The following is a 23553-nucleotide window of genomic DNA, read 5'->3' as shown; positions in this document are numbered from 1 at the left end:
GCGGGTGCGTACTCCTCTTGTACCATCGCGCCGGCGCGGCCTGGGCGCCCGGCGAGAGGCGCGCTGTCATCTCCGGATCTCGGACACGAGGACGAGCCGCCCGTCATCGTATCGGGCGCACACATGGTAGTCGGGGTCGGTCCCGGGGCCCCGCTCGAGCACGCCCGCGATCACGCCGAGCAGGTTTGGCCATGTGCCGGCGGCGGCGATCAGGTAGGCAGACCAGCCTGCCTCCTCGAACGCGGTGACGACCTTCTTCGGGTCGTCGAAGCCCTTCCCCGGCTCGCCGACCGCCGCGCGGAGCGCCGGCAAGAGCTCCGTGATCGCCGCGTCGCCGACGGCGCATCGCTCGGCGGCGAACGCCCTCTCGACGCCGGCGCGCGAGGCGTCCGTCAGCGCCCACGACGCGACGAAGCGGCCCCGCTTGCCCTGCACGGTGACCCCGAGGGTGCCGTCGCTGGCGAGCCTGCGCGCCGGCGCGGCGAGCCAGAGGTTCTGCCGGGCCTCGGCGAAGCCCTGGGCGGCGATCCCCGGGATCGCCTTCGGATCGACGTGGCCTCCGGAGAGCGCCCTCGTGATCTTGCCGTAGCCGTCCGTCGCGCCCAGCTCGCCCATCCGGTCGGGATCGATGCACACCGACACGACGGGGCTCGCGTCGAACCTGGAGCACCGGCCCTCCGGGCCCCCGACCTCTTCGCTGAACGCGACGAGCTCCTTCAGGGCGGCCGGATCGCCGCCGGATCCGAAGAGCGGCATGACGACGTCGATCCGGAGGTCGGCGCCGTCCGCGTAGACCGCGACAGCGGCGATCCCGCCTTGCGCCACGCCGAGCGGCGCCCGGGCGCCGAAGCCGGCGCAGCGCGCTGCGCCCGGGCACGCGTCCAGCGGGGCGCCGCCCGTGAGGACATCGACCACGGTCGCCAGGGCGCGCCGCGGGTCCGCCCCGCTCACGAGCGGAACGAGGAGCCGCACCCGCGTCGCGTCCGCCGCGTGCCCGCGGACGACCTTCTCGAGCGCCTTGCCGGAGGCCCCCTTGGCCATGGCGTCGACGACCGCGCGCGCGCTCTTCTCGGACGCCGGCACCACGGCGCCCAGGATCGGCCTGCGCGGATCGATGCCGGTCTTCGCGAGCGTCACGTCCGGCGGATCCTGGCTGCCGAGCGCGCGGTTCGCCTCGATCAGGACCTCGGCGATCTGGGGCACGTACTGGACGGCAACGTCGAGGGCGCTGTTGCGAAGCGAGGCGTAGATCGCGGCGCCCGGCGGGAGGCGCGCGATCTGCTCGGCCGACGGGGGCGGCGGCTCGGGCGCAGCTCCCCCGGGCGCGGCCGGGTCGCTCGCCGCCGGTCGCGCCGGCGCCGCCGCGGAGGCGCTCGCCGGTGCGCTCGGCCGCGCCGGCTGCGCGGCGGCGCTCGACGAGCTCGCGCCGGTCGAGCCTTGTCGTGCGGCGCAGGCCGCACTCCCCGCCCCGAGCGCGACTCCTGCGCCGAGGAGGACGATGGGAAGGAGCTCTCGGAGGGGCATGAGCGGGCTTCATGCCCGCGCGGTCGCCGCGCCACAAGCCATGAGGTGATACGCTCGGGCGTAGGGGCGGCCAGGGGCGGAGGCGCGGGGCCTCCCGCAGGCTGAGCCGGGGTCTTCGCGAGATCATGCGCGCCGCTGCGCCGGGCGGCGCGATGGTCGTGAAGGGCTGCGGGGCCGCGCCGCCCTTGTCCTCTGCCAGGCGACAGTGCCGCCGCCGCGTGTGACGCCAAGACCACCGTCGGCCCCGCCCTCCACGCGAGAACCCCCGGAAACCCGCAGCAGCTCGCGCGCCCGGCGTCTGGCCCGCGCGCTGCAATGAGCCCCGCGTCGCCACGAAGCTGCGCACCGCGAGAGAGGGCGCGCACCCCAGTCCCTATTTCACCCCGAGAGGTCTCCCCATGTCGATGCTCAAGAATGGCATCTTCGCTGTACTCGTGTCGTCCTTCGCCTCGCTCGCCGCCACGGTCGCGGCTGGCTGCGTCGCGGATACGCAGGATCCCGAGGCCGCGGCGCTCTCCGAAGAGGACACCGGCAGCGCCGAGGAGGCCATGCTCTCCAGCTCGTCCACGCAGGGCTTCGGATGGGTATGGTCGACCCTGACCAGCGTGGGCACCATCAACGCCAACGCCTCGTACTCGTACAACTCGGCCGGCGGCACCAACACGATCACCAACACGGGCACGGGCGTCTATTACGTCGACTTTCCGAACCTCGCCGGCGCCGGCGGCAACGTGCAGGTCGCGAGCTACGGCAGCGGCAGCGACCGCTGCAAGGTGGCGTCGTGGGGCACCGGCGCCCTCGCCACCACGCTCCGCGTGAACGTCCGCTGCCACACCGTGGGCGGCGCCCCGGTGAACACGTATTTCGTCGCGCTCTATTCGCGCGAGAACAACAGCTATGGCGGCGCGTACCTGTGGAACGACCAGGCGTCTGCCTCGCTCAACGCGCCGTACACGCCCTCGACAACGTACCAGTACACGAGCGGCAGCCAGTACAGCACCATCACCCGCGTGAACACCGGCCGGTACACCGTCCGCGTCCCGGGCATGTCCGCAACCGGCAGCACCGTGCATGTCACCGCGTACGGCGGCGGGATGGAGTACTGCAACGTCTCGGGCTGGACCCAGAGCGGCGCCGACACCCTCATCGACGTGGGCTGCTGGGGCGCGGCGGGCGCGTCGGCCGACAGCCTGTTCAGCCTCAGCTATCACCTCGGCATGCCGAGCACCGGCCGCGTGGGCGGCTTCGCGTGGGCGAGCGACCCGGTGTCGTCGTCGTACACCCCGCCCGCGAGCTACACGCGTCTGTACAACACGCTGCATCCTTGCTACTTCGGCCCGGGCATCAGCGCGGGGCACAACGCGCCCGTCGGCTCGCATTTCGTCCGGTACCCGAACATGCTGTCGTACAACTCGACCGCGATGGTGACGGCGTACGGCTATGGCAACCAGTACTGCAAGGTCTCGTACTGGACCGGCGTCGGCTCGGACACCCAGGTCAACGTGCAGTGCTACGATTACCTGGGCAATCCGGTCAACAGCCAGTTCACGAACACCTATCTCGGCGCCGAGATGTTCACGCCCTGCTGAGCGAGCGCTGATACCCGGGGGCCGAGCTCACTCGCCCGTATCGAACTCGCACGCCGCGACCTCCGGCTCGCACTCGCCCTCCACCTCGGCGGCCACAGAGACGAGGCAGTCGTTGCACTCGGCGCTCCGCGCCTCGCCGGCGCCGCACGCGCCATAGCAGGGCAACTCCTCCACCAGGCCGCAGGCAGCGCAGAGACAGTCCATGAGCCCCTCGTAAATCTCGGCCGACGCCTCGCACAGGTCGGCCGGATCGTCGGTGTCGTAAGGGGGCAACGAGCAGGTCGCGCACTCGACGCTGCCACCGGCTCCGCTCGCGGCGCCGACATCGCCGCCGCCGGCCTCGCCTCCCGTCGAGCTGCCGCCCGAGGCGCCGCCGGCCTCGCCTCCCGTCGAGCTGCCGCCCGAGGCGCCGCCGGCCTCGCCTCCCGTCGAGCTGCCGCCCGAGGCGCCGCCGCCTCCGCTCCCGTCCACCAGATGGTAGCTTTCGTCCAGCCCCGCCAGCGCGGTACATCCGCCTGCCGCTGCAGCCGCGAGCCCGACCAGCCCCATCGCCAGGGACGCGTTCACCTGCTTCCAGCCCGCCATGGCGGCGGAGCATCACCCTCTCGCGCCCTCGGCGTCAAGTGACTGTATGGCTGCTTCGACCTGGCGCCGTGGCTGGAGGCACGCGACACGCGAGCCTTTCATGTCTGTTACAGTCGTAGCAATCGCATGTTCGTGGACGCCAGCGCTCATGACCGCCACCCTCCAAACTTGCCCTGATCGCCCTGCCATGTCGTGGCTCGCCATGGAGTCAGCCGGCCGGGATCGGCACGACCGAGATCAGGTCGTCTTCACCCACCGTCGCGGCTATCTCGAGGATCCAGTCGAGCAGCTCCTGCTGATCGACCCGGAACGCGAACCCGTTGCCGAGGCACTGCCGGTGTTTTCCGAAGCTGACGAGGCCGGCGATGATGTCGCTGTCATCCCAGAGCACGGGTCCGCCTGAATCGCCGATGCAGAGCCCGCCCCGATCGTTTCCCGGAGACATCGAGACCTGGAAGTTGTAGCCGTCGGTGAATACGTTCCTCAGGTTCTGCAGCTTCGTGGTGGCCATCAATCGCTGGCCGAACCACACCACCGGTCTGTCAGGAGGCCAGTTGTCCGATACCCCGTAACCGCTCGCGACGAACGTGGTGTCCTGGGTCCCCCGCCGCGTCGCGAGCTGATCCAGCGTGCCGGGGGCGGCCAGGCTCGGGAAATTTGTGGGGAACGAAGCCGGTTCGTCGAGCACGACGATCCCCGCGTCGTGGGTGTTCGGGATGAAGCCGGGGAAGCCGACGAAGCCGAAGTCGTACAGCGTGTGGCCGGTGACACAGTACGGGTCGTCTCCGACGCATCCGGTAGGATAGCCCGTCACGGGGTCCATTTGCGTCGCCGGGTCGAAGCTCGTGGCCGCGAACTGATGAAAGTAGACTCGCGCGTAAGACCAATTGAACGCGTCGTTCGTGCAGTGCCCAGCCGTCAGGAAGATGCGCGGCGACAGCAGACTGCCCGAACATTGAAACGAAGGCACGCCGTCCTGATTGTAAAATTCGACGAGGCCCACGTAGGTGTGTACCGGGTCGGGTTTGTAATTCCCGGTGATCGCACGCGCAGGCGCGGCGCGCAGGCTCACGGCCAGGGCCACGGCAGCGGTGGCGGCCAGCAAGCGGCCTGGAACCAGCTTCTCGATCGTCGTCATATCCCATCCCCCCAGTTGCTGAGATCATCGGACGCGAGGCGCAGATCTTCAGCGTCGGGGCAGGCTCCACCCGCGGCGCGCCTGCACCGGCGCTGCTGCTCCGAGGTGCCAGCCAGACCGTCGGGCACGAAGCACGTCGGAAGCACAATGTCTCATGACATCGATTTGCTCCTCGCCTTCATGAAACTACCTTCGCGCACGAGCGCCTGGGTCTAGTCCGCTCAGCATGCTTGTCAAGCGGCCTTGACCTGGCGGGCCAGGGCCCCCGCGAGCCGCCGGATGCGCTGCGTGCAGGGCGTCCTGTGGGCTCGAGCAGGGGATGAGCAGAGGTCGCGACGTCAGGGACAACGGCGTGGTGACCGTCGAGATCATCGACGCTCGCTGTGTACGTGGACCGGTGATCACTGGGAGATCCCGACGCCGTCCCGCTTCAGGCCGAGGCGCGAGAGCCGGACCGGGGCGTCCCGGGCGCGGGGTGCCGGATCGTCCCTTTCGGCTCGATCGGCGGCGCGGCCGGCTCGTTGCCGGTCATCTGCTTCAGGCCGTAAAAGCCGTTCATCGCCGCCGACAGCATCATGGCGCCGCGGCTCAGCGACCGCGCGCCCCGCGCGAGGCGCTCGAGCACCGCAGCCGGGCCGAAGGCGCGATTCCACATCTGGCGGTGGGCAGCCAGGAGCTGCTCGGGGGACATGCGCGCCGGCCGGAAGGCGACCCCATAGCCGCTGTAATGGGGCCAGTCGCGCTCTTCCAGGATGCGCCCGTCTCGCCGGTGCTCGTCGTACAGCGGCGTGCCCCGGAACGGCGTGAGGATGCTCAGGAACGGGACGTCGACGCCGATCTCGTTCAGCCGATCGGCCGTGGAGGCGATGACCTCCGGCGTCTGATCGTCGAAGCCCGAGATGAAGCCTGCCATCACGCAGATCCCGCGATCGTGCAGCTTGCGGATGGCGTCGCGGTACTCGCGCGCGCGGTTCTGGCGCTTGTCGACGCTCTTGAGATCGGCCTCGTCGAGGCTCTCGATGCCGAGGAAGATGCCGATACAGCCGGACCGCTCCATCGCGTCGAGGAGCTCCCGGTCCTTGACGATATCGATGGATGCCTGCGTGAGCCACCAGCGATCGAGCCCGGCGAGCTCCCGCAGGAGCTCCTTGGCCCAGCGGCGCTGGACGAGCAGGTTGTCGTCCCAGAACCACGCGACCTTCTCCTGCCAGAAGCGGGGGAAATGGGTGGTGGCGATGTCGCGGATCACCTCGCCGACGGGGCGCACGCGGAAGCCGGGGTTGAGGTCCGGCACCGTGCAGAAGGTGCAGGTGAACGGGCACCCGCGCGTCGCCTGGAGCACGCGGGGGACGAGGAAGCGCTCTTCGAGCAGATCGTAGCGAGGGGTCGGCAGCCCGGCGAGCGAGGTCGGCTCGCCGCGATAGACGCGCCGCTGCGTGCCTCGCGCGAGATCGCGCAGGACGGAGGGCCAGACCGCCTCGGCCTCCCCGGTGACCACCACGTCGACGTGCTCGAGCGCCTCCTCGATCGAGTACGAGACATGCGGCCCGCCGGCGACGACGCGCACGCCGAGGGCGCGGTAGCGATCGGCGAGCGCGTAGGCGCGGCGCGCGAAGCCGGAGAAGAACGAGAGCGCGACAACGTCCGGCGAGGCGTCGACGGGGATGGGGCGCACCTGCTCGTGGAAGAGCTCGACCTCGTGCTCAGGCGGGGTGATCGCCGCGAGGTGAATCCCGGTGACGGGCGGGACGAAGTGGAAGCGGTGGCCCCGGCGATAGCGGGGGACGTAACTCACGACAATCCGCACCTTCATGAGCACCTCCTCGGGATCATGCGCTTCATCGGATCGGACCCGCGATGACGGCGTGGAGCCGCGGGCGAAGGTGATCCGATGAGGCGTGCTGAGGATAACGGAAGGCGACCCGTGGCGATTCCAGAAGCGGGAGGAGCTACCGTGGAGGGACGGTGGTGGACGCGTGCGGGGGCCGAGGAAGCGAGAGGATCGATGAAGTTCGATGTCGATCAAACCGAGAGCTAGCCGCTCACCCCATTGCGCCGGACGCGGCGCAGCAGCGCCTCCGCCGGCTCGTAGCCCCGCCCCTCCGCGCGGGCCAGCGCCGCCTCGGTGGGGACGAGCTCTCCGGAGAACGCCCTGGCGAGGATCGTGTGCGGTAGCCTGTCGGCCCGGGCCGCGGCTCGGGCCACGCGCTCCTCGACCTCGCTGGCGAGCGCGAAGAGCGCCTGTGCGCGGCGGACGATCTCCGCCTGCTCCTCCGCCGGCGGCACCGGCACGGGGACGCCGTTGAGCGCCGCCTGCGTGAGCTTCGGCTGCGCCGAGCCGGTCACGTGGTGCTGCAGGTCGAGCGAGTTCAGGAGCAGCTCGAGGTACCCGAGGACCACGCCGGCCTTCGGCTGGACCACATGAGCATGGTTGTTCACCCAGAACCTCCCGCTGGCGGCGAACGCCACCCGGGTGTTCCTCGACAGGAGGTTCGCGCCGTCCTCGGCGATCAGCAGGTAATCGCCGTCGAACAGGTAGCCATCGATCGAGTCGATGACCCCCGACGCGCCGTAATACGGATAGGGCCCCCGGCGCCTCTCTCGAACCGCGGAGCTCACCGGGACGCGTCGGCCATCGTGGTTGTCCACCAGGGAGCCGAACGGGCAGAGGACCCAGGACGGCGGCAGGGGGCGCCCCGGCCCGTCGCTGCTCGCCCTGGGCGCGGCCGGCGCCGACGTCGAGCAGCGCGGCAGGGGCTCCGCCGGTCCCTCGGCCGGCGCAGCGGCGCCCGGCGCGCGCAGGTCCTCGGTGAGCCTCCCCGAGCACGCCGCCGCCAGCACGGCCTGCCGGAGCCGCCGGAGGAGCAGCGACGACCTCGCAAGCCGGGCCTTCGCCGCGTCCACCTCGCCGAGCAGGGCCTCGGCCTTCGCGACGATGCGGCGCTGCTCGGGGAGGGGAGGCAGAGAGAAGGGCCGCTCGAACGTCTCGCGCACCTTGACGAACGGCTGCGCGGAGCCGCCCTTCGCCCAGAATCCCTCGTCGTTGAGGTGGAGGAACAGGTAATCGACGTCGACGGCCCGCTCATCCGGCCAGACCACGTGGGTGTTGGCGATCGCCGACCACCGCCCGCGCGCCTTGAACGCCTTCCCGCACCGCGTCCCCACGGCGGAGACGACGATCGCATCGCCCTCGTGCTCCCAGCCGTCGCACCACACGTCGGGGCCGGCGGCGCTGAACCCCTGGTAGCGCCCTGGCCGCTGCTCGGCGTGGAGCTTCCCCTTGATGAGCTTCGAGCTCCCGCTCCGGTGCGAGCAGAGCGACGCGAGCGTCGTCTCGGCCCATCCCTCGGGCAGCGGCCCGCTCACGCCTCCGCCGCCTTCGCCCCGCCCTCGAGCAGCGCGAGCACGCGGTTCAGCGCGGCGACCGCCTCCGCCAGCTCCTGGAGGGCGTCGGTCGCCAGCTCCTCCGGCTCGGGCGGCTCGCCGGCCTCGTCGGGCGACTCCTCCCTGAGCCACCTCAGCCCGTCGAGCTTGAACTCTCGCTCCTTCACCTCGCGGAGCTCGAAGCTGCGGAACCGACCCTCGCTGGAGCTCGCCGCCTCGCGCGCCCCGCGCCCGTCGGGGTCGCCGCCGTAGCACCGCTCGAACTCCGCGAAGTGCGCTGGAGACAGCGGCCGGCCCTTCTTGGTGATCGACGGGACGCCCGTCCGCGCGTCGTAGATCCAGACCCTCTCCGTCGCGCGGCCCTTCGTGAAGAAGACGACGTTGGCCTTCACCCCGGCGCTGTACGGCGTGAAGGTCCCGTGCGGCAGGCGGAGCACCGTGTGCAGGTCGCAGCCCCCGGCGACGATCTCGAGCACCGCGCCTGCCTGGTCGGCGAACAGGCAATGGTCCGGCAGGACCATCGCCGCCCGGCCGCCGGGCCTCAGGATCGTCAGCACGTGCTGGATGAAGTTGAGCTGCTTGTTCGCTGTCGCGATCGCAAAATCCTCGCGGCGCGGCGTCTCGTGCGCCCCCTTCGTGCCGAACGGCGGGTTCGTCAGGATCACGTCGAACCGCTCGTCCGGCGGCGGGGCGTCGATCGAGTCGCCGAGGGTGATCCTCGGCTCGATCCCGTGGAGGTACAGGTTCATCAAGGCGAGTCGGCGGGGGCGCGCGACGAGCTCCTGGCCGAAGAACGCCCCGGCCTTGATCCGGCGCGCCGCCTCCCGGTCGAGCGCTCCCCGCGCCTCGGCCTCGATCCACTCCCAGGCGGCGACAAGGAAGCCCCCGGTGCCGCACGCCGGGTCGCAGAGGGAGAAGCCCGGCTTCCCCTGCGGATCGGGCCTGATGCACCGCACGATCGACTGGATCAGGGCGCGGGGCGTGAAGTACTGCCCCGCGCCCTTCTTGCCCTCGGCGGCGGCCTTCTCGAGCAGGCCCTCGTACGCCGCGGCCTGGATGTCCACGCCGAGGCGCGTCCACTCGATCTCGTCGATGAGGTCGACGAGCTTCCCGAGGCTCGCGGGGCTCTTGAAGCGCGGCTGTGAGCCCGCGTAGATCTCCCCGAGGACGCCCGGGGCTCCGTCGAGGGATCGGAGGACGTCGGCGTAGCGCTCGAGCAGCGCTTGCCCGCTGCGCGCGCGCAGCGCGGGCCAGGAGCAGTCCGTCGCATCGACCTCGCCGCGGGGCGTCCTGTGCTCGACGCGCGAGAGATCGATGCCCCTCTCGGCGGCCATCTTCAGGAAGAGCAGGTAGGTGATCTGCTCGATGTAGTCCCCGTGGTCGATGCCGTCGTGGCGCAGCGTGTGGCAGAACCCCCAGAGCTTTCCAACAACGTCGGTCATGCGGCGGCGGCTTCGTTCGGGTCGTGGAGCGGGAAGGCGAGGCGCGGAAGGAGCCGGCTTACCACGGCCGGGCCCCTCACGGCGGCCGCCGCGCTCGTCCATGGCGCTGGGACGCGCCGCCGTTGATGTACTAGGCTCGCCCCGTGCCGCGCGCCCTCACCTCGCTGCTCGCGCTTCTCTTGCCGCGATTGCCCCGATCGCCGCGGCTGCCGCTGCCGCTCCTGTCGCTCTTGCCGCTGTCCGGCCTCGCCTGCGCGTCGTCCTCGCTCCCCGACCCCAAGGAGGCGGTGCAGGTCTACGCCGACGCCGCGGCGCGCGGCGACGCCGACGCCATCTACGGCATGCTGAGCGACAAGAGCCGCACCGCGATGTCGCGCGACGAGGTGCGGCGGCGCGTCGCCGAGGCGCGCGCCGAGCTCGCGGAGCAGGCGCGGAGCGTCACGGCGCCGGGGGTCGTGGTCAAGACCCGCGCCCGCGTCCGCTACCCGGACGGCGAGATCGCGACCCTCGAGCTCGACGAGCGGGAGCGCGCCTTCCGGATCTCGGCCGCCGACGCGCTGCCTGCGGGCGGCCGCACCCCCGAGCAAGCCCTCGAGCAGCTCCGCCGCGTCCTCGCGCGCCGCAGCTACGCCGGCCTGCTGCGCGTCCTCACGCCGGCCACGCGCGCCGCCATCGAGAGCGACCTCCGCTCGCTCGTCGAGGGGCTCGCTCAGCCCGAGGGGCTCGAGGTCCGGATTGCCGGCGACTCCGCGACGGTGCAGATCCCGGGTGGGCACGAGGTGAAGCTCCGGCGCGAGGCGGGCGTATGGCGGGTCGAGGACTTCGATTGAGGCGATGGCTCGGCCAGCTCGGCGCTCGCCGGCCGCGCGGCCGGGGCGGTGAGGTGGCGCTGCCGCCCTCGCGCCCAGCCGCCTCGGCCCGGCCGCTGCGCCTCGCCGCGGCGCGACCGCGGCGCGTCGCGGTCCTGGCGCTGGTGCTGGTCTCCGCGCTGCTCCTCCTCGCGGCGCCGCGCCCCGTGCGCGCCTTCGGCGAGGAGGGGGCGTGGAACCCGCGGCCGCTGCTGACGGGCGACGCGCGATGGGAGGGGGTGCGCGCCACCGCCCCCGCGCGCTGGTCGTTCGAGCTGGAGCGGCGGACGAGCGCGCCGGCGCGCCGCAACCCGACCACGGTCCGCGCCGACGACCCGGCGCTGCTCGCCGAGCCGTTCGCGTTCTGGGGCGGCGAGGGCGATCTCCCGCCGCTCACCGAGCGCGAGGTCTTCGGCTTGCGCCGCTTCCTGGCGCTCGGCGGCGTGCTCCTCGTCGACGACTTCGCCCCGGGGAGCGGCGCGTTCGGCCGCGCCGCGCGGCGCGAGCTCGCCCGCGTCCTGCCGGAGGGCTCTCCCATCCCGATCGGCACGGAGAACGTCGTCTTCCGCTCCTTCTATCTCCTCCCGCGCGCCGTCGGCCGGGTCGAGGGCCCGCCGAAGCTCTCCGCGATCGTGCGCGGCGGCATGCCGCAGGTGATCTTCTCCGACCACGACCTCGCCGGCGCCCTGGCGCGCTCGGAGGGCGGGGGGCCGAGCGTCGAGGTCACGCCCGGGGGCGAGGCGCAGCGGGAGCGCGCGTTCCGCCTGGCCGTGAACATCGCGATGTACGTGCTCTGCTCGAACTACAAGGACGATCAGGTGCACGCGCCGTTCCTGATGCGCCGCCGCGCCATCGACGACAACCGACCCCGCTCCGCGCCTTCGCGGCCGTGAGGCCCGATGACGTCGGATCGCCTCGCCCCTGCTCCGAAGCTGCTCTGGCAGGACGACCACTTCACCGTGCTGTTCGACGCGTCCCTGCGCGTCGTCTGGACCGTCCGCAGCTCCAGGCCGTTCGCCTCGCTGGAGGAGATCGAGGCCGTGATGGGAGAGCTCATCCGCGTCCTCGACAGGCTGGGCCGCTCCCATCACGCCCTCTTCATCGATGTCCGCGCCGTCCCCGGCAGGAACGACCCGTCGTTCGAGGCGACGATGAAGCGCTTCCGGCCGCACTGGCTGCGGGGCTTCCGGAGGGTCGGCGTGCTCGTGCAGAGCGTCATCGGCGCGCTCCAGATCCAGCGCCTCGCGAGGGATGACGGCATCGAGCGGCTGATCACGAGCGATGAGGACGCGCTCCTCCGGTACCTCACGCAGGAGGGCTGAGCGGCCAGGAGCTCCGGTATCCGGGCGCGCTCAGCTACCGTCTGGCGTGGCGGAGGGCGTGCGCGATGCCGCTCTGCAGCGTGCTCAGCGTGGTGATCCCGGAGAGATCCACGCCGAGCGTGACGAGCGTCTGCGCCACCTCCGGGCGGACGCCGGTGAGCACCACGCGGGTGCCGAGCAGCTGGGCGGCGCGCGCGGTGCGCGTCAGCGCGTCCGCGACGTGCGTGTCGACGGCGCGCACGCCGGTGATGTCCAGGATCGCCGTGTGGGCGCCCTGGCTGCTGATGCCGGAGAGCAACGTCTCCATGATCTGCTCTGCGCGCCCGCTGTCGATCGTCCCGACGAGCGGCATCGCGACCACCCGGTCGGCGAGCGGGATGAGCGGCGTGGACAGCTCGCGGAGGGCGGCCTGCTGCGCGAAGATGATCTCCTCCTGCAGCGCCGCCCGCTCCGCCTCCGCGCGCTTCAGCGACGTGATCTCGGTCACGATGCCGCCCATGCCGATCGGCGCGCCGCGCTCGTCGTGGATCGGAAATTTGACCGTGAAGAAGTGGTATTGAGCGCCGCCTATCGGCACCACCTCCTCGAACTGCATGACCTGCCCGCCGGTCATCACCTCGCGCTCCTTCGCCACGATCATCTCGCTGGCCGCGGGGTCCACGGCGGCCAGCTCGAACTCATCTCGGCCGATGAGCTCGAGGACGTGCCTATTCATCATTTGCGCATGCAGACGGTTGGCGAGGACGTAGCGCCCTGCGGTGTCCTTGACGAAGATGGAGCTGCGCGCGTTGTCCACGAGCTGCAGGAGCAGCTGGTACCGCCCCTGCACCGTCTTCTCCCTCCGCTCCCGGTCGCTGGTGTCATCGACGAGCGCCGCGAGCTCGTGCGCGTCGCCTCGGCCGTCGCGCAGCACGGCGTAGGTCCATCGGCAGCTGAGCGCGTGACCTCCCTTCGTCCTGCACTCGCTCGTGGCCGCGGCGAAGCGGCTCTCCTCCCGGGCGAAGTTGAACGCCCGCGCCGCGGCGGCGGACACGGGGACCGCGCCCACGAGGTCGGCCAGCGGGCGGCCGACGGCCTCGCTCGCGCTCCAGCCGAAGAGGCGCTCGGCGCTGTCGTTCCAGTACGTCACCTCGCCGTCCAGGCGCCAGTGGATCACCGCCGGCACCGCCGTGGGCAGCCCCTCGAGCGCATCGAGGGCCTCCGCGCCTGCCGGCGCGGCTCCGTTCTGCGCGTGACCGTTGGAGCGCTCCGCCAGCGCCTTCTCCAGCGCCTCTACGCGCGCGCGTAGATCTGCGTTCTCTGCCCTGAGCCGCCCTGCCTCGTCCAGCTCTTCGCGCATCGTCACAAGGCTTCGAGCCTACGCGCGGCGCGCCCGGCGTTTCAAGGTGGCTCGCGGGTCGTTCGAGGTCGCCCGAGAGGTCGCAGTGACGGCGCCGGGCTGGGACACCCCGCTCCGATGTACTAGGCTCCGCGCGTGTCACGCGCCCTCGACTCGCAGCCCGCGCTGTCGCTCTCCCACGCCGGCGCGGCGAGCGGGCCTCCCTCTCCTCGCATGCTTCTTGGGCTCCCCTCGCTCCCGGAGCGGCCGTGACCCGGAGCTTCGCGCCCTCGGGCGACCTCTCGTCGCCGGTCGTCGCCGTCGCCTGCGTCGTCGCCGCCCTGAGCTTCGGCCTGCTCGTGCTCGAGCTCGTCCGCGCGCGCGGCCGCGCCGCCGGGGCGGTGGGCGCCCCGTCCGCGCGCGCGGCGCTCGGCACGGCGCTCACGGGCGCGCTCGCCGTGCTCGGCCTGCTCGCCGCCATCCTCCGTCCGGTCGCGGTCACGTCGCGGGGGAGCCTCGTCGGCCCCAAGGTCGTTGTGCTGGTCGACGGCTCCCGATCCATGGACCTGCCGGGCGTCGCGGGGACGCGCCGCGACAGCGCAGCGCGGGCGCTCGAGGAGCTCGGGAAGCGCGCCGACGTCCGGCTCTCCCGCTACGTGTTCGGCGAAGGCGCGCCGCTGCCGGCCGACGGGCAGGCAGGCGAGGGCGGCAGCGTCGCGCCGGCGCCGGGCGGGAGCGCTGGCGCCGCTGCGACCCCCGACAGGGACGCGGGCGCCGGGGCGCCGGCCGCTGCGTCCGCTGCGTCCGCGCCGGCCGCGCGAGGCCGGCCGCAGCGCCGCTCGGACCTCAGCGCCGCGCTCGAGGCGCTCGCCCGCGCCGCCGACGAGCGGCCGTCGGCGTTCGTCGTCGTCTCCGATGGCCGGCTCGATCGCCCGGGTCCGGACGACACCGCCGCGGCGACGCGGGCCGCGCTGGAGGGGCTCGACGTCCCGGTGCACACGGTCGCGGTGGCGACCGAGTCCGTGCGCGACGCCGGCGTCCGCGCGGTCCGCACCTCCGGCGCCGCGGTCGCCCACCAGCCGCTCTCGCTCCGCATCGACATCGGCTGCAGCGGCGGCCTCGCGTGCGACGCGGTGCCTGTCGTGGCCCGCGAGCTGCGCGAGCAGGGCGCGCCCACGACCCTCGCCACGGGCACGGCGCACGTCGAGGGCGGCGTCGGCACGGTCGAGCTCGGCGTGACGCTCGACCGCGCCGGCACCCGCATCCTGGAGGTGTCGATCAAGGCGCCGGACGGCGACGAGCTCCCCGAGAACGACGTCCGGTACGTCACGCTGGACGTCGCGCGCGACCGCATCCGGGTGCTCCACGTGGCGGGCCGGCCGACGTACGACGTGCGCGCGCTCCGGATGTGGCTCAAGGCCGACGCCTCCGTCGACGTCGTGGCCTTCTTCATCCTGCGCACGCCCGGCGACGAGGTGAACGCGTCGTCGGACGAGCTCGCGCTGATCCCGTTCCCGGTCGACGAGCTCTTCAGCGTCCACCTCTCGAGCTTCGATGCGGTCGTCCTGCAGGACTTCGACGCCGCGCCGTACGGCCTGACCAAGCACCTCCCGGCGCTGGCCCAGTATGTCGACAAGGGCGGCGGGCTCATCATGGTGGGCGGCCCGAACGCCTTCGTGTCGGGCAACTATGCGCGCACGCGGCTCGCCCGCGTCCTGCCGGTGGATCTCGACATCGGCCGCGCGCCCAAGGTGGATCTCGGCGCCTTCGTGCCGCGCATCACCGCCGCGGGCCGCGCGGCGCCGGTGCTCGCGCCGCTGCTCGCGCTGATCGGCGACGAGATGCCGGAGATGCCGGGGACCAACGTCGTCGGCGATCCGCTCCCCGGGGCGACGGTGCTGATGACGCACCCGACCCGCACGACGGCGTCGGGCGCGCCGATGCCGGTGCTCTCGCTGGGCGAGCACGAGAGCGGCCGGACGATCGCGCTGACGCTCGACGGCAGCCACCGCCTGCTCTTCAGCGCGTTCGCCTCGAGCTCCGCGGGCCGCGCGCACGGCGCGTTCTGGGACGCCCTGCTCGGCTGGCTCATGCGCGATCCGCGCTTCGAGCCTGCCGCGATCGAGCCGCGCGGCGGCTGCCTCGCGGGCGAGGAGACGGCGCTCGTGCTGCGCCCCCTCGCCGGGCAGCGCGGCGAGGCCAGGGTGACCATCGCGCGCCTCGGCAGCGGCGCGGTCGTGAAGACGTTGACCGCGCCGATCGGCGAGGGCGGCGAGCCGGTCGAGCTCGCCGCCGGTCGCCTCGAGCCCGGGGGGTATTCGGCCACGGTGGAGATCGTCCCTGAAGGCGCCGCTGGCGACGGAGGCGACCAGAAGCGGGCGACGACGCGGCGCGACTTCGCGTGCGAGCGCGGCGGCGATGAGTGGGCCGATCCCCGCCCCGACGTCGCCCGCCTGGAGGCGATCGCCCGCGCGACGGGCGGCGCGTCGGTGCTCCCGTCCGGCGCCGGCTCGCTGTCGCTGCCTGCGGCGACCCAGGTGGCGGCCGAGCGCCACGTCGCGCCGCTCCTGCCCCCCTGGGCCTGGACGCTGGTGGCGGCCGCTGCGCTCGGCGCGCACTGGATCGTGCGCCGGCGCGGGGGCCTCACCTGAGGCGAGGGTGGCGTCCGGAGCCCTGGTCTCGTCTCAAGGAAGCGACGGCTTCTCGAGCGGATCGGCCTTGTCGCCGACCCAGACCCTCAGCACCCCGAAGTGCTCGGGGTTCCCGGTGAAGCTCGCGTGATTCACGATGAGCAGCATCTGCGCCGGGTCGTTGAAGGCCACGTTGGCGGGGGCGTCGAGGGGAATCTCCTCCCCTGGTGCGCTCTCGATGCGCGACTTTTCGACCCCGTGCTCGTCGAGCACCGAGATCGCGTTGGCCGCCGCGAGGGCGACATAGAGCTTCCCCGACTTGCCGAACGCGAACCCGTCGGGCGCCTCGCCAGCATCGTAGTCGTGGACCAGCTCCAGATCGGCCTCTTCGGGGGCGTCGACGAGGGGGAGCCGGTAGATGGATCCCAGGCTCGTATCCGTCGGGGAGAACGTCACAGAGAGATAGACGTGCTCCCGCTCCGGATCGAGCCGGATCCCGTTCACGCCGATCGGCAGGTCGCCGCTGCCGACGAGGGCCGTGCTCTGGAACCAGATCTCCGGCGCGCCGCCGCCGGGCGCGTAGCGGAAGATCGTCGCCTGCAGCGAGTCGGTCACATACGCGTAACCCTCCTCGTCGAAGGCGATATCGTTCGGTAGCGGCGGCGTCGGGAAGGGCGTCGGCGAGCACGCCTGTCCCGGCGCGGCCATCACACAAGCCGGTAGATCCGGCAGCGGATCGCCGTAGCTCTCCTGGACATATCCGTGTCCAGTCTTCGTGAAGCGCAGAAGCCCGAGCTGCGTGCTGAGCGCGTAGACGCGGCCGTCGTCGTCGACGGCGATGCAGCTCAGGGCATGCTCGGCGCCGAGCGCCTCGCCCGCCACCACGATCGTATTCTTCTGGACTTTGCTGTCCCTGTCGAATACAGCGATCTTGGACGGGCCTTGACCTGCGGTGCCGAACGTCGCTGGGCCGGAGACGTAGACCCGATTGCCATGGACCGCGATCCCTTCGGGGAACCCCGGAGCCGCCGGAACCGTCGCGAACGTCTTGATCTCGCCGTAGCATCCCCCCTGCGCCAGCGCCGGACCCGGGATCAGCGGCGACACGGCGGAGAGGAGCACCAGCGCGCCGCAGGCCAACCATTTTCCGTTGGAGTGCGATGATTTTGACGTGGCGGAATGCGACATATGCCCTCCAGGGGTCCATGGTTGCCGGACCGGGGTTGTCGAAATAGGCCGCGTCGAGAAGCCAAAATGCAAACTGCCTGGCTTCGTCAGGCTGACGACGCGGTCATGATAGCTGGAGTATATGCGGTTGAGTTGATTGGCTGTCGAGTCGAAATTATCCGGTTCATGAAATATCAGGGTGGCGGCTGACCAGCTGACCAGCTGACCGGTGCTCGCATCGCCCGCGTCACCCGCATCGCTCGCGTCGCCCACGTCTGTTTTCGCATGTGTGTCCGCGTGGTTGCGCGCTTGCGCCCTTGCTGCACGGCGCGCGTCACGTCGGTCATGTCTGTCACGTCTGCCACGTCATGTTACGTGGTGTCCCTGGCGGCAGATGTGTGCAACAGGCGGAGATCGCGTCCTGGTCGGGTAGTGGTGAATGCTGCCGGATGTTCTCGAAGGCCATTGAGGCGCGTCGGGCGATGCCCAGTCGGCTCACCGCGCGTGCGTCGGCGGTCCCCGCGGTCGAGGCGTCGCGTTACGGCGGCGTCGGCCAGACGACGCGCGTCGGCACGAGCCGGGGCTCGACGGTCCCGTCGCCCAGCTCGCCGTTGCTGTTGTTACCCCAGCAGAGCATCTCGCCCGTGCGCTTGAGCGCGCAGCTGTGGTCATCGCCGAGGGCCAGCTCGACCACGTCGGTCAGCCCGATCGGCTCCGGAAGGAGCCCCGGATCCTGCGTGCCGGTGCCGAGCTGCCCCTTCGCGTTGTCGCCCCACATGAGCACCTCGCCGCCCGTCAGGACCGCGCCGGAGTGCCTCGCGCCGAGCGAGATCCGGGTCACGTCCACGAGGTCCGAGATCTTCCGGGGAATCGCCTCAGGGTTCACGACGCCAGTCCCGAGGCGGTACTGCTCTCCCTTGCCCCAGCAGGAGGCCACGCCGCGCGCCGGCGCGGCGCACGTGTGCAAGGCGCCCGCGGCCGTGAGCGCGACGCTGGTGAGGCCCGCGACGGGCTGCGGGGTGTTCTGCTGGTTGAAGTTGCCGATGCCGAGCTGGCCGCTCTCGTTGTGGCCCCAGCAGTTCATCGTGCGCTCGCCCATCCGCTCCACCATGCCCGCGCAGGTGTGCGAGAGACCGGCGCTCACCGAGTCCACGCCGTCCAGCATCACGGTGGGCTCGACCCGATCGACCTCGTCGCCATAGCCCAGCTGGCCGGAGCTGCCCTCGCCCCAGCAATAGAGCTCGTGCGACGTCGTCACCGCGCACGTATGGGTCCCACCTACGGCGACCTGGGTCGCGCCCGCGAGCTCCTTGGCGCGCACGGGGGAGGGGGAGTTCGTCGCCTCGCCGTCGCCGAGCTGTCCGCTGTTGCCCGCGCCCCAGCACCAGACCGAGCCGTCGCTGAGCACCGCGCAGGTGTGCACGCGCCCCGGCGAGATGCTCGCCGCGACCCTGGTGGCGCCGCTGAGGCCCGCGACCGGCCTGGGGAGCGGTCGATCCTGCTGCAGCGTGCCGTCGCCGAGGTTGCCCCAGGTGTTCTTGCCCCAGCACCAGACCGAGCCGTCGCTGAGCACCGCGCACGTGTAATCCGTGCCGGCCGCGATGTGCGTGGGCGCGACGCAGGCGCCCCGCACGCACTGGCCGCCGCAGGGCTTGTCGCACCTGCCGCAGTGCGCGGTGCTCGTGAGGAGATCCACCTCGCAGGCGTTCTCCGGGTCCTTGTCGCAGTTGCCGCGGTTCTCCTCGCACGCCGGCGACTGGCAGACCCCGTCCAGGCAGGTCGGCTCGCCGCCGAAGGTCGGGCAGGCGACGTCGCACGTGCCGCAGTGCTGCGCGTCCGTCATCGGGTCGACGCATGCGTCGCCGCAGATCATGCCGCCTCCAGGACACCCGCCGCCGCTCCCGCCGCTCCCGCCGCTCCCGCCGCCTGTGCTCGAGCTCGTCGACGCGTCGGGGGGGCGCGCCGTGAACTCGGGGCCGCACGCGGCAAAGGCGATGGCGACGGCGGCAGGCACGTACGCCGCCGCGAGGGGCAGCGAGGCGAACGGGAGCCGGCTGGCCCGAGGTCGATGCGTGGAAGCCATGGAGGGCGTTCTTCCCTTGCGTTGAGGCGCGGCTGCGCCGGGAGGCGCGGCGGCGTGCGACATTCTAGACGAAGTCGCGCGCCGAGATCTCGCGCCGCGCGCCGCGCGCGGGGCGCCTGTCGTGCCGATCAGCGCATCGCGACGAGCACCTCGTCGATCGGCGGCGCCTTCTGGAGCACGCCGAGGTCGACGAGCTGCTTCGCGAGCGTCTCCCAGCGTTCGCTGGTCATCACGCCGAGGCCCTTCTCCTTGGTCTCGGGGGTCTCGATCAGCGGCCGCTGCGCCTCGGCCGCGGCGACGAAGGTCTCCGCGTCCATCGAGGTGTTGAGCTTGGCCATGATCTCGTTGGACCGCGCCGGATCCTGGAGGTACGTGCGCCAGCCCTCGCGCGTCGCGCGGACGAACGCGCGGACGCGCTCCGGGTTCTCCTTCCAGAGGGCTGCGCGCGTGATCACGACGACGACGTACGGGTTGAACCCCTCGGTGGCCACCAGGAACGCGGCGGGGTCGCTCCCCTTGCGCTTGGCCGCGATCGGCTCGGCCGTGATGAAGCACTGCTGGGAGAAGTCCTTGTCGGCGACGAAGCGGGCGACGCCGCCGTCGTACGGCACGACCTTCACCTTGTCGAACCCGTACTTCTTCTTGAGGTATGCGGCGTAAGGCAGCCCCGGCTCGATCGCGAGCGTGCCCGACTTGAGGATGTCGGCGATGCTCTTCGCGCCGCGGCTCTCGTGGGTCATGATGGCCTGCGGCGAGGTCTGGAACACGGCGAGGAGGGGGAGCACGTCCGCGCCGCGGGCGCGGGCGGTGAGCACCTCGTCGGCGCCGGAGATGCCGAAATCCACCTGCCCGCCGGCCACCATCTGGACGACCGGCACGCCGGCGCCGCCGCCGAGGATCTCGACGTCGAGCCCCTCCTTGGCGAACGCGCCCGACTCGCGCGCGGCGTAGAACCCGCCGAACTCGGGCTCCGGGACCCAGTTGAGCGCGAGCTTCACCTTCGCGGCCGGCGCGCTCTGGGCAGCCGTGGCCGGCGCGGCCGGCGCGCCCTGGGAAGGCGTGGCCGGCGCGCTTCCTTGCGGGGACGCGGACGACGCGCGCCCGTCGCCTTCCGGAGATTGCGAGCGCGAGCAGGCGGGGGCGAGGAGGGGGACGGCGACCAGGGAGGCGAGGCGTTGAAGGAACAACCGGCGGCTGTCGGGGGAGTGCATCAGCGATTGATCTCCGAAGGATGCCAGCGCCGCAAGAGCCGCCTGCCGGCGAGGTCGACGGCGCCGAAGAGCGCGAGGCCGAGCCCGGAGGCGAGCAGCACGGCGGCGAAGAGCAGATCCGTGCGCAGCTGGCGATAGGCGGAGAGGACAAGGATGCCCAGGCCGGCGGCGTCCTCCGAGAAGCCGGCGACGAACTCCCCGACGATCGCGCCGATGACCGCGAGGCCCGCCGCGATCCGGAGCCCCGTCACGAGGTGGGGGAGCGCCGAGGGCAGCTCGAGCTTGCGGAGCGTGGCGAAGCGGCCGGCCCCGTAGAGCCGGAAGAGATCCCGCAGCGCGGGCTCGACGGAGCGCAGGCCGGTGAGCGTGTTCGCGATGACCGGGAACACGGACACGATGAACGCCGAGACCGCGACCGCGCGCAGTCCGGGGCCGCACCAGAGCACGAGCAGCGGGGCGATGGCGACGATCGGGACGGTCTGCAGGAAGACGGTATAGGGATAGAGCGCCCGCTCGAGCGGGCGCGACGAGGCGAGCGCGATGGCGGCGAGCACGCCGACCACGGCGCTGAGGAAGAAGCCCGCGAGCGCGGCCTTCGCCGTCGTGACCGCGCCGGCGAGCAGGGGGCCGGCGTCCACCGCGCCCGCCCGCGCCACGTCCGAGGGGGGCGGCAGGAGGTAGGCAGGGATGCTGAGCGCTCGGGCGAGCGCCTCCCAGAGCGCGAGCAGGATCGCGAGCGCGGCGAGCGGCGGCGCGACGGCTTGGAGCGGGGTGGGTCGCACGGCTCGACCCTCTCTAGCGCGAGGCCGCCGCGCCAGGAAGATGCTGCGGTGGAAGAAATCTGGCCCCTCCGCGGCCCGGCGCCGAGCGACCCGCGCGCCGAGCCCCGGGAGAGGCGAGGTGGGGAGCTTGTCGAAAGGGGGTGTGGACCGCGCCGAGCGCGGCCCCGCTCGGTCCGACTACTTGCCCTTCTTGGCGGGCGCGGCCGGAGCAGGCGACGCCTTGGCGGTCGCGGCTGCCTTCTTCTGGTTCTTCTCCGCCGTGTCCTGCTTCTTCTGTCGCTCTTTGGCCTTCGGAGATTTGTCACCCATGGGAGCACCGCCTCGGTGGATGCGTTGGTGTTATGCGCCTTGACCGAGGCTAGCACCATCCCTGGTGGCGCAGTCACGAACTTTGTCCTTCGCGAGCGCTTATGTCTCGGCTTCTCCGTATCTCGCCTCGTCGCCTTGTCGCCTCGTCGCCTCGTCGCCTCGTCGGTTTGCCTCTGGGTTGCCTCTCCCACCGACAGGCAGGGCGGCAGGGAAACGGGCGACGCGCTCGGCCGGGTCCCTCGCTGCCTGCAGCAGATGGGTGTCCGCTGCGGGCGTCCACGACGTGAGTCGCGACGGCCCGGCGGCGCGCATCCGCGCTCGCGCGGGCGCGTCCTGCCGAGCGCCGAGGGGACGAGGCGCGGCGTCCGCTGCCGCGGAGCTCGCTTGCCGGCATCGTGGGGCGGCGCTACGAAGGCCCGGCGTGTTCAAGGCCATCCTCTGGGACAACGATGGAGTCCTCGTCGACACCGAAGGGCTTTACTTCCAGGCGACGCGCGAGACGATCGCGTCGGTCGGCGTCGAGCTCACCATCGACGACTATCGCCAGCTGTTCCTCGTCGAGGCGCGCGGCGCCTGGCACCTCGCCGGCGCTCGCGGGGTCGACGAGGCGGGCGTGCGGCGGCTGGCCGATGAGAGGGATCGCCGGTACCTCGAGCTCGTCGCGGGCGGAGACACGCTGTTGCCGGGCGTTCGCGAGGTCGTCACGGAGCTCGCCGCGCGCTTTCGCATGGCGATCGTCACGAGCAGCAAGCCCGAGCCGTTCCAACGAGCGCACGCGGCGACGGGCCTCCTGCGGTGGTTCGAGTTCGCGCTCACGCGGGACCAGTACGCGCGCGCCAAGCCGGACCCCGAGCCGTACCGGATCGCCTGCGAGCGGCTGGGGCTCGCGGCGCGCGATGTCCTCGTGATCGAGGACTCCGAGCGCGGGCTCCGGTCGGCCAAGGCCGCGGGCCTGACGTGCTGGGTCGTCCCGTCGCCGCTCACCGCGCCGTCGGACTTCACCGGCGCGGACGCGGAGCTCGGATCGCTGCGCGAGGTGCTCGTTCGCCTCGGAGGAGCGTGAGCGCGATCTCACGCTCCCGCGATGAGGTAGCTCACAGCGCCTGTGTGCGCGCCGCCACCGCGCCGCGTCACCACCCTGGATTTTTGCACGTTGCACATCGGCTGGCTGCATGACCATCTGGCGGTTCGCGAACGGTTCGTGGCACCTTCGGGCCCGTGGCTTCCGGTGACGGCATCTCGCTCATCGAGCTCGTCGTCCTCGGTTGGTCGTCAGCCACCGCGGCGCCGGCGCCGATCCCCATTCGCATCGACTTCGATGCCCCGGCGGACTGCGCGACCGCCGACCAGTTCTACCAGGGCATCCGTGCCCGGTCGGACCGCGTGCGCCTCGCGGCTGACGGCGAGGACGGCTGGGGTGTCCGCGTCCGGCTGAGCCGCGGCGGGGCCGGGGTCCACGGCGAGCTGCGCGTCGTTCACGCGGGCGGCGAGACCGACACGCGGATCGTCGATGCCACGTCGTGCGACGTTGTGGTGCAGGCGCTCTCGCTCACCGCGTCGCTCGCGCTCGACGAGGTGGCCGAGGTGACCGAGCCCCTCTCTCCCCCTGCGCCGCCGCCCGCTGTCCCCCAGGCGCCTCCGGTCGCCCCGCAAGAGGCGCCGCCGCTCCCGCTCAGGTTCACGCTCGGCGCGCACGCCCTGGTGACCCAGGTCGTCGCACCTCATGCGAGCCTGGGCGGCGCCCTCGGTGTCCGGGTGACCCCGCACGTCGAGGGCCCGCTGAGCCCGTCGTTCGGTCTCTCGCTGATGTACGCGCGGAACGACCTGCTGTCGGGCGGCGACAGCGTCCTCATCCAGTGGGCGGCCGCGGCCCTCTCCGCGTGCCCGCTGCGCTGGCAGATCGTCGGTATCGTCAGCGCAGAGCCCTGCGTCGTCGCCGCCGGCGGCTGGCTCGCGGCGGCGGGGCGAGGTATCTCGAACCCGGAGTCCGCTGTGCGGTCGTGGTGGAGCGCCGGAGGCCTCGTGCGCGCCGCTGCGCTCCTCGGCGAGGACACCGCCCTCGAGCTCGAGGCGGGCGCCTCCGTGCCGCTCGTCCACCGGCGGTTCACACTGGGGTGGTCTGCAGAGACCGTCGGTGAAACGCCGGCGATCTCGCCGCTCGTCGGCGTTGGAATCGTGCACAACTTCTAAGCCAGGATTCTGTGATCACTCCGACTCGCGC

Annotated in this window: 19 protein-coding genes; 7 read left to right on the top strand and 12 right to left on the bottom strand. The window is 72.0% G+C overall.

Annotated features, from left to right (window positions below; translation table 11 throughout):
- Positions 1 to 66 precede the first annotated feature (66 nt).
- The gene (locus tag WMF14_RS30765; protein WP_437791948.1) at positions 67 to 1524 is read right to left on the bottom strand and encodes a hypothetical protein; all 1458 of its coding nucleotides are present in this window, start codon (positions 1522 to 1524) and stop codon (positions 67 to 69) included.
- A gap of 398 nt (positions 1525 to 1922) precedes the next feature.
- Here WMF14_RS30765 and WMF14_RS30760 point away from each other — a divergent pair, with 398 nt between their 5' ends.
- Positions 1923 to 3113 carry a hypothetical protein gene (locus WMF14_RS30760; protein WP_437791946.1) on the top strand — a complete coding sequence of 397 codons (1191 nt, stop codon included), beginning with the start codon at positions 1923 to 1925 and terminating at the stop codon, positions 3111 to 3113.
- Between the two features lie 27 nt (positions 3114 to 3140).
- Here the strand turns inward: WMF14_RS30760 and WMF14_RS30755 are convergent, their stop codons facing one another.
- The 5 genes from WMF14_RS30755 to WMF14_RS30735 all read right to left on the bottom strand — a co-directional run bounded on the left by WMF14_RS30755 (position 3141) and on the right by WMF14_RS30735 (position 9662).
- Positions 3141 to 3698 (bottom strand): hypothetical protein, encoded by a 558-nt coding sequence (locus tag WMF14_RS30755; protein WP_437791944.1) that lies wholly within the window; start codon positions 3696 to 3698, stop codon positions 3141 to 3143.
- A gap of 208 nt (positions 3699 to 3906) precedes the next feature.
- Positions 3907 to 4836, bottom strand: coding sequence for a trypsin-like serine protease (locus WMF14_RS30750; protein WP_437791941.1), 930 nt, complete (start codon positions 4834 to 4836; stop codon positions 3907 to 3909).
- 430 nt (positions 4837 to 5266) lie between these two features.
- The gene (locus WMF14_RS30745; RefSeq protein WP_437791939.1) at positions 5267 to 6649 is read right to left on the bottom strand and encodes a B12-binding domain-containing radical SAM protein; all 1383 of its coding nucleotides are present in this window, start codon (positions 6647 to 6649) and stop codon (positions 5267 to 5269) included.
- Positions 6650 to 6870: 221 nt separating this feature from the next.
- Complete coding sequence (locus tag WMF14_RS30740) at positions 6871 to 8202, bottom strand: restriction endonuclease subunit S (RefSeq protein ID WP_437791938.1); 1332 nt, start codon at positions 8200 to 8202, stop codon at positions 6871 to 6873.
- Positions 8199 to 9662, bottom strand: coding sequence for an N-6 DNA methylase (locus WMF14_RS30735; protein ID WP_437791935.1), 1464 nt, complete (start codon positions 9660 to 9662; stop codon positions 8199 to 8201). The genes WMF14_RS30740 and WMF14_RS30735 overlap by 4 nt, the downstream gene beginning before the upstream one ends.
- 143 nt (positions 9663 to 9805) lie before the next feature.
- On the opposite strand from WMF14_RS30735, the gene WMF14_RS30730 reads away from it, so the two are divergent.
- Genes WMF14_RS30730 through WMF14_RS30720 form a run of 3 tightly spaced genes read left to right on the top strand, consistent with a single transcriptional unit; the run spans position 9806 to position 11832 of the window.
- Complete coding sequence (locus tag WMF14_RS30730) at positions 9806 to 10492, top strand: hypothetical protein (RefSeq protein WP_437791933.1); 687 nt, start codon at positions 9806 to 9808, stop codon at positions 10490 to 10492.
- Positions 10489 to 11403: a DUF4159 domain-containing protein gene (locus tag WMF14_RS30725; RefSeq protein ID WP_437791930.1), complete on the top strand. Its 915-nt coding sequence runs from the start codon at positions 10489 to 10491 to the stop codon at positions 11401 to 11403. Before WMF14_RS30730 ends, WMF14_RS30725 begins: the two co-directional genes overlap by 4 nt.
- A 6-nt stretch (positions 11404 to 11409) precedes the next feature.
- Positions 11410 to 11832, top strand: coding sequence for a hypothetical protein (locus tag WMF14_RS30720; RefSeq protein ID WP_437791927.1), 423 nt, complete (start codon positions 11410 to 11412; stop codon positions 11830 to 11832).
- Positions 11833 to 11866: 34 nt separating this feature from the next.
- Here WMF14_RS30720 and WMF14_RS30715 read toward each other — a convergent pair whose 3' ends face one another.
- The gene (locus WMF14_RS30715; protein ID WP_437791926.1) at positions 11867 to 13171 is read right to left on the bottom strand and encodes a PAS domain-containing protein; all 1305 of its coding nucleotides are present in this window, start codon (positions 13169 to 13171) and stop codon (positions 11867 to 11869) included.
- A 248-nt stretch (positions 13172 to 13419) separates the two neighbouring features.
- Between WMF14_RS30715 and WMF14_RS30710 the strand changes: the two genes are divergently transcribed.
- A complete protein-coding gene (locus WMF14_RS30710) occupies positions 13420 to 15801 on the top strand; it encodes a glutamine amidotransferase (RefSeq protein WP_437791924.1) in 2382 nt (793 codons plus the stop codon).
- Positions 15802 to 15834: 33 nt separating this feature from the next.
- On the opposite strand, the gene WMF14_RS30705 is transcribed toward WMF14_RS30710, so the two are convergent.
- The 5 genes from WMF14_RS30705 to WMF14_RS30685 all read right to left on the bottom strand — a co-directional run bounded on the left by WMF14_RS30705 (position 15835) and on the right by WMF14_RS30685 (position 21332).
- A complete protein-coding gene (locus WMF14_RS30705) occupies positions 15835 to 17220 on the bottom strand; it encodes an SMP-30/gluconolactonase/LRE family protein (protein ID WP_437791922.1) in 1386 nt (461 codons plus the stop codon).
- A gap of 265 nt (positions 17221 to 17485) precedes the next feature.
- The gene (locus WMF14_RS30700) at positions 17486 to 19030 is read right to left on the bottom strand and encodes a hypothetical protein (RefSeq protein WP_437791919.1); all 1545 of its coding nucleotides are present in this window, start codon (positions 19028 to 19030) and stop codon (positions 17486 to 17488) included.
- A gap of 128 nt (positions 19031 to 19158) precedes the next feature.
- Positions 19159 to 20241: an ABC transporter substrate-binding protein gene (locus WMF14_RS30695; protein ID WP_437791916.1), complete on the bottom strand. Its 1083-nt coding sequence runs from the start codon at positions 20239 to 20241 to the stop codon at positions 19159 to 19161.
- Entirely contained in the window at positions 20241 to 21023 is a 783-nt protein-coding gene (locus WMF14_RS30690) for an ABC transporter permease (protein ID WP_437791913.1), read from the bottom strand. The genes WMF14_RS30695 and WMF14_RS30690 overlap by 1 nt, the downstream gene beginning before the upstream one ends.
- A gap of 177 nt (positions 21024 to 21200) precedes the next feature.
- Positions 21201 to 21332: a hypothetical protein gene (locus WMF14_RS30685; protein WP_269454198.1), complete on the bottom strand. Its 132-nt coding sequence runs from the start codon at positions 21330 to 21332 to the stop codon at positions 21201 to 21203.
- Between the two features lie 421 nt (positions 21333 to 21753).
- On the opposite strand from WMF14_RS30685, the gene WMF14_RS30680 reads away from it, so the two are divergent.
- Both WMF14_RS30680 and WMF14_RS30675 read left to right on the top strand, forming a co-directional pair.
- Positions 21754 to 22395 carry an HAD family hydrolase gene (locus WMF14_RS30680; RefSeq protein ID WP_437791911.1) on the top strand — a complete coding sequence of 214 codons (642 nt, stop codon included), beginning with the start codon at positions 21754 to 21756 and terminating at the stop codon, positions 22393 to 22395.
- A gap of 155 nt (positions 22396 to 22550) precedes the next feature.
- Positions 22551 to 23522 carry a hypothetical protein gene (locus tag WMF14_RS30675; protein WP_437791909.1) on the top strand — a complete coding sequence of 324 codons (972 nt, stop codon included), beginning with the start codon at positions 22551 to 22553 and terminating at the stop codon, positions 23520 to 23522.
- Positions 23523 to 23553: the final 31 nt, after the last annotated feature.

The sequence above is a fragment of the Sorangium sp. So ce693 genome (assembly GCF_051521375.1).
Lineage (GTDB): Bacteria > Myxococcota_A > Polyangia > Polyangiales > Polyangiaceae > Sorangium > Sorangium atrum.
The sequence above is the reverse complement of the archived record's forward strand: the minus strand, read 5'-3'. Positions and strand labels throughout refer to the sequence as shown.